We start from the raw sequence: 5,968 nt of genomic DNA, 5'->3' as shown, positions 1-5,968 counted from the left end.
CGTCAAATCGGTGGAACGTTTGGGATTACAATTTTAGGATCAATTATGAATAATACTTCAGGCACAACGTTAACAAATAAATTAGTACCTGTATTAGACACATTCCCAAAAGAAGCGGGACAAATGGTAACAAAATTTAAAGATATGATTCATACAGATCCACAAAGTTTATATTCTATGCTATTTAGTCCAGAGGCATTAAAACAAATGCCAGAAGCATTTTCTAATAGCATCGTACCAATTTTGAAAAGCTCTTTAGTGGACTCACTTCATACTGTATTCTTAACAGGATTGGTATTTATCGTAGTAGGTGCTATCTTTACGATTTTCTTACAGAAAATTAAACTGTCTGATCGTAAAAAAGATGCTGAAGAGCCTGCTGTAGAAGAAAAGGAAAAAACTGTATCATATTCGTAATAAAAAAGCATCGCCTTATGGCGATGCTTTTTTTGAGTATAACCTTAAAAGCTTTTTAGTTAGAAATGATTGACGTATTTTTATAAATGCGTTATATTATTTTCTGTAAACGGTTACATGAAATGAGGAKAAAAGAGAATGAGTACGATTAAAGACGTTGCAAAATTAGCAGGGGTATCTGTTGCGACCGTTTCCAGAGTGTTAAATAAAAATGGATATGTCCATGAGGATACATTAAAGAAAGTAGAGCGAGCAATTGAAATGCTAGATTATAAGCCTAGTACAGTAGCGCGTTCTTTATATAATAAAAAGTCTCGTTTAATTGGCTTAGTTGTTCCAAATATCGTGAATCCATTCTTTCCGGAAGTTGCACGTGCTGTAGAAGATGTAGCACATAAGCAAGGTTACACAGTTGTACTTTGTAACTCTGATGAAAATTTAGAAAAAGAGAAGCAATACATTGATGTGCTTAGACAAAATAATGTGGACGGATTTATTGTAGCAACGAATCCACAAAATAGTGTTAATTACATGAATTTGTCTATTCCAGTTGTTGCGATTGACCGTATGTTTAATGAGCGCATTCCTACTGTATATGCAGATAACTATGCAGGGAGCCAGGCGGCGACAAAGTTATTAATAGACAAAGGGTGTAAACATATTGCACATATTCGTGGACCGCGTGATGTGAGCACAGCTAATGAACGTTTTGAAGGTTTTGTAGACGTTATTACGCAAAATAATCTTTCTTATATGATTGCAGAGAGTACATTCGATCCAGCTAATAGTGAACGGRTAGCGGTGGAATTATTAGAAGAATATCCGCATATTGATGGAATTGTTGCTGGGAATGATTTAATTGCAATCGGCGTTGTAAAGGCTGCACTTCAAAAGGGAATTTCTATTCCAGACGATTTACAAATTATTGGATTCGATGGAATTTCTTTAACTGAAATGATGTATCCATCTATTACGACTGTTGCACAGCCAATTTATGAAATGGGGAAAATTGCAACAGAATTGTTGTTAGAGCAAATGGAAGGAAATCCATTAGAAGAGAAACACTATCGTTTACCGATTGAAATTATAGAACGAAATACAACGAAGTAAGGAGATGAGACAGATGCCAAATATTGCAGTAGTAGGTAGCATTTCAATGGACTTAGTGGCTGTTTCAAAAATACGGCCGAAAGCAGGAGAAACAGTAATTGGTGAAGCGTTTCATACGATACCAGGAGGAAAAGGGGCCAACCAAGCAGTTGCTGCAGCTAGATTAGGAGCAAATGTAGCGATGGTTGGTGCAGTAGGAAATGATGATTACGGAACAGTAGTTAGAAAAAATTTGGAGAACGAACGCATTTTTATCGACTATGTGGTACCGGTTACAGATAGGACGACAGGAATCGCTCATATCGTTTTAGCAGAAGAGGATAACAGTATTGTTGTCGTACAAGGAGCCAATGCTCTTGTAAATGAGTCGATTGTAGATCGTTCAAAAGACCTTCTTGTAAAAGCTGATATGGTTGTTCTTCAACTAGAGATTCCGCTTGAAACAGTAAAATACGTTCTGTCTATTTGTGAGGAGCATAAAATTCCAGTTATGTTGAATCCGGCTCCAGCACAATTTTTATCAGAAGATATTTTAGAAAATGCGACTTATATTACGCCGAATGAACATGAATGTCGCATCGTATTAAATGATTTCACATCACCAATTGAAGAGTTACTTGCGAAATATCCAAATAAGCTATTGATGACGGAAGGGTCTAATGGTGTTCGTTTCCATAACGGAACGGAAGTTGTTCAAGTTCCAAGTATTGCTGTAGACGTAGTAGATACGACTGGAGCWGGTGATACATTTAACGGTGCGTTAGCAGTTGCACTTTCTGAAGGAGCAACACTTCAAAAGRCAATTCGTTTTGCAAATATTGCTGGTGGTCTTTCTGTAACGAAACTTGGGGCACAGGGCGGTATGCCAACGAGAGATAGAGTACGTGAAGTGCAGGTGATTGTCGGATGAAAAAGCATGGTGTATTAAATAGCGAAATTGCGGCAGTCCTTGCTTCACTTGGACATACAGATACGATTGTAATTGCTGATTGCGGGTTACCTATTCCTGATGGAGTAAAACGAATTGATTTAGCAGTTGAAATCGGAAAGCCTAGCTTTTTAGACGTATTACAAGTAGTTGCTGATGATATGGCAATTGAAAAAGTGATGTTAGCAGAAGAAGTTATTATAAATAATGCAGAGGTAAATAAAGAAGTTGAGATGCGATTAATAGAGCCAGCATTTGAATATGTGTCTCATAAGGAATTTAAAGAGCATACAAAGAGAGCGAAGGCGATTATTCGTACAGGAGAAGCAACGCCTTATGCGAATGTTATTTTACATGCAGGCGTGATTTTTTAATAAAGGGATGTGATGAGAATGCATATTGAAATGAAGAACATTTCAAAAGCGTTCAGTGGTAATCCTGTTCTAAAAAACGCACAGTTTATGATTGAAACAGGAGAAGTCCATGCATTGATGGGGGAAAATGGAGCGGGGAAATCGACGCTCATGAAGATTTTAACAGGTGTATATAAAAAAGACAGTGGAACAGTCATGATTGATGGGAAAGAACGAACTTTTAAAAATGCGAAAGAAGCTGAAGAGTATGGTATTGCATTTATCCATCAAGAGTTGAACATATTACCGAATTTAACGGTAGCTGAAAATATGTTTCTTGGAAAAGAGTTAATGTATGGGAAAACGGGCATTTTACGTACGCGTCAAATGAATGCGATTGCCCAGCAACAATTAGCAGATCTTGGTCTACATGTGAGAGGTGCTATGCTAGCAGGTGAATTATCWGTTGGACAACAGCAAATTATTGAAATTGCTAAAGCATTAATGACAAAGGCGAGCGTTATTATTATGGATGAACCTACAGCGGCATTAACAGATCGCGAAATTGAAACTCTGTTTATTGTTATTAATAAATTGCGTAAAGAGGGCGTTTCATTCGTTTATATTTCACACCGGATGGAAGAAATTTTTTCAATATGTGATGCTATTACGATTTTGCGTGATGGAGAATATGTAGGGAAAAGATTAATTCCAGAAACGTCATTTGATGAAGTAGTTAGCATGATGGTGGGCCGCAGTATTGGTGAACGTTATCCAGAACGAAATAGTCAAATTGGCGAAGTGATTTTTGAAATGCGAAACGGAACGAAAAAAGGAAAATTTGAAAATGTTTCGTTTCAAGTTAGAAAAGGTGAAATCCTTGGTGTCGCGGGCTTGATGGGAGCTGGTCGCACGGATATTATGAAAGCAATATTTGGATATGAACCGCTCGATTCAGGAAAAATTTTCATGAATGGACAAGAAGTAAAAATTGATAGTCCAATTGATGCGATTAGACAACGAATTGCCTTTATTACAGAGGATAGAAAATCTGAAGGGCTTGTGTTAGATTTTTCGATTCGTGAAAATTTAGCTTTACCAAATTTAGAAAGTCTTTCAAAGGGAAGCGTGGTTAATAAAGGTTTAGAACGGCAATTTACAGAGGATATGATGAAGCTTCTTAATGTGAAAGCAGCAAACGGAGAGCAAGCTGTCAAATCTCTTTCTGGTGGAAATCAGCAAAAGATTGTAATTGCAAAATGGTTAGGTATTCATCCGCAGTTACTCATTTTAGATGAACCAACGAGAGGTGTAGATGTTGGGGCTAAAAAAGAAATTTACTCTATTATGAATAAGCTTACCGAGCAAGGAGATGCCGTTATTATGGTATCGTCTGAGCTTCCAGAAGTTTTAGGAATGAGTGATCGAGTTCTCGTCATTCATGAAGGGAAAATCGGTGGTATTTTAGAGAAAGATCAGGCATCGCAAGAGTCTATTATGGCACTAGCTACAGGGGGAGAGTAAGATATGGCTAAGAAGGGGAATGTATTACAACAACTTGGTTCTTTAATTGGATTAGTATTAATTATCGTAGTAATTACAGCTTTAAATCCAGCATTTATTGAAATTCCAAATTTATTTAATATACTGCGCCAAGTATCGATTAATGCACTCATTGCATTTGGAATGACCTTCGTTATTTTAACAGGGGGTATTGACTTATCGGTAGGTTCTATTTTAGCATTATCAAGTGCACTTGTTGCCGGAATGATGGCAAGTGGCATGGATCCGTTCCTTGCAATGGTAGTTGGATTATTAGCAGGTCTTGCAATGGGGATTGTAAACGGTATCATTATTGCGAAGGGAAAAGTAGCTCCGTTTATTGCAACTTTAGCAACAATGACTATTTTTCGCGGGTTGACGCTTGTTTATATGGACGGACGTCCGATCACTGGTCTTGGTGATCATTTAATGTTCCAAATGTTTGGCCGTGGTTATTTCCTTGGTATTCCTGTGCCAGCCGTTACAATGATGATTGCTTTTGCAGTATTGTACTTTATTTTAAAGAAAACAACGTTTGGTCGCCGTACGTTTGCGATTGGTGGAAATGAAGAAGCGGCAGCTTTATCAGGTATTAATGTTACGAGAATTAAAGTAATGATTTACGGTCTTTCCGGAATTTTGGCAGCGCTTGCAGGTATTGTCTTAACATCAAGGTTAGATTCTGCACAGCCGACTGCTGGTACTTCTTACGAATTGGATGCAATTGCTGCAGTTGTGTTAGGAGGAACGAGTCTTTCAGGTGGAAGAGGATGGATTGTTGGTACATTCATCGGTGTGCTTATTATTGGTGTACTAAATAACGGTTTAAATTTATTAGGTGTATCTTCTTTCTTCCAACAAGTTGTAAAAGGACTTGTAATCTTACTAGCTGTACTAATTGATCGTCGAAAAGAAGCRTAATGGAGGGACAATTCATGAAAAAATGGTTACTGATACTCGTTGCATGCATCATGGTAGTTACTGCTGGTTGTTCAATGGAACCACCAGAATGGGCAAAGGATTCTAGCGATAAAGGTCGAAATAAAACTATTAAAGTTGGATTTTCTGTTTCAACTTTAAATAATCCATTTTTCGTCACGTTGAAAAAAGGTGCAGAAAAGAAAGCAAAAGATAGCGGCATTGAATTAATTGCTGTTGATGCACAAAATGATGCAGCGAAGCAAACAAACGATGTTGAAGATTTAATTCAAAAAGGTGTCGATGTAATTGTTATTAATCCAACCGACTCAGATGCTGTTGCTTCAGCGGTAAGTGCAGCCAATGCAGCCAATGTTCCTGTTATTACAGTAGACAGAGTTGCAAATTCAGGTAAAGTTGTTTCTCACATAGCTTCCAACAATGTAGAAGGTGGTCAAATGGCTAGTGATTACATTCGGGAAGTAGTTGGTGAAGGAACAAATGTCGCTGAGTTAGAAGGAATACCTGGATCGTCTGCTGCTCGTGAGCGTGGGAAAGGATTCCATAACGTAGCTGATAAGTCTTTAAAAGTAGTAGCAAAACAAGCAGCTGATTTCGATCGTGCAAAAGGGTTATCCGTTATGGAAAATATTTTGCAAGCAAATAGCGATATTAAAGCGGTATTTGCTCATAATGATGA

Annotated in this window: 6 protein-coding genes and 1 pseudogene; all 7 read left to right on the top strand. The window is 37.6% G+C overall.

What is annotated here, in order from left to right; genetic code table 11:
* Positions 1–417 (top strand): annotated as a pseudogene (locus AC1DJR_RS14590) (MFS transporter); the annotation flags it as partial.
* Between the two features lie 138 nt (positions 418–555).
* Complete coding sequence (gene rbsR, locus AC1DJR_RS14585) at positions 556–1,527, top strand: ribose operon transcriptional repressor RbsR (RefSeq protein WP_477002881.1); 972 nt, start codon at positions 556–558, stop codon at positions 1,525–1,527.
* A gap of 13 nt (positions 1,528–1,540) precedes the next feature.
* Positions 1,541–2,437 (top strand): ribokinase, encoded by an 897-nt coding sequence (gene rbsK, locus AC1DJR_RS14580; protein WP_477002880.1) that lies wholly within the window; start codon positions 1,541–1,543, stop codon positions 2,435–2,437.
* Entirely contained in the window at positions 2,434–2,829 is a 396-nt protein-coding gene (gene rbsD, locus AC1DJR_RS14575; protein ID WP_002125248.1) for a D-ribose pyranase, read from the top strand. Before rbsK ends, rbsD begins: the two co-directional genes overlap by 4 nt.
* 18 nt (positions 2,830–2,847) lie before the next feature.
* Positions 2,848–4,332, top strand: coding sequence for a ribose ABC transporter ATP-binding protein RbsA (rbsA, locus tag AC1DJR_RS14570; protein WP_002140387.1), 1,485 nt, complete (start codon positions 2,848–2,850; stop codon positions 4,330–4,332).
* 3 nt (positions 4,333–4,335) lie between these two features.
* Positions 4,336–5,271: an ABC transporter permease subunit gene (locus AC1DJR_RS14565; protein WP_002029798.1), complete on the top strand. Its 936-nt coding sequence runs from the start codon at positions 4,336–4,338 to the stop codon at positions 5,269–5,271.
* A gap of 14 nt (positions 5,272–5,285) precedes the next feature.
* On the top strand, positions 5,286–5,968 hold a 683-nt coding region (locus tag AC1DJR_RS14560; protein ID WP_477002879.1), incomplete at its 3' end, for a substrate-binding domain-containing protein.

It is taken from the genome of Bacillus sp. 05T31 (assembly GCF_056396725.1).
The sequence above is the reverse complement of the archived record's forward strand: the minus strand, read 5'-3'. Positions and strand labels throughout refer to the sequence as shown.

Bases quoted from the DNA above. Each gene is read 5' to 3' on its own strand.
- rbsD (WP_002125248.1), top strand. From the start codon at position 2,434: ATGAAAAAGCATGGTGTATTAAATAGCGAAATTGCGGCAGTCCTTGCT.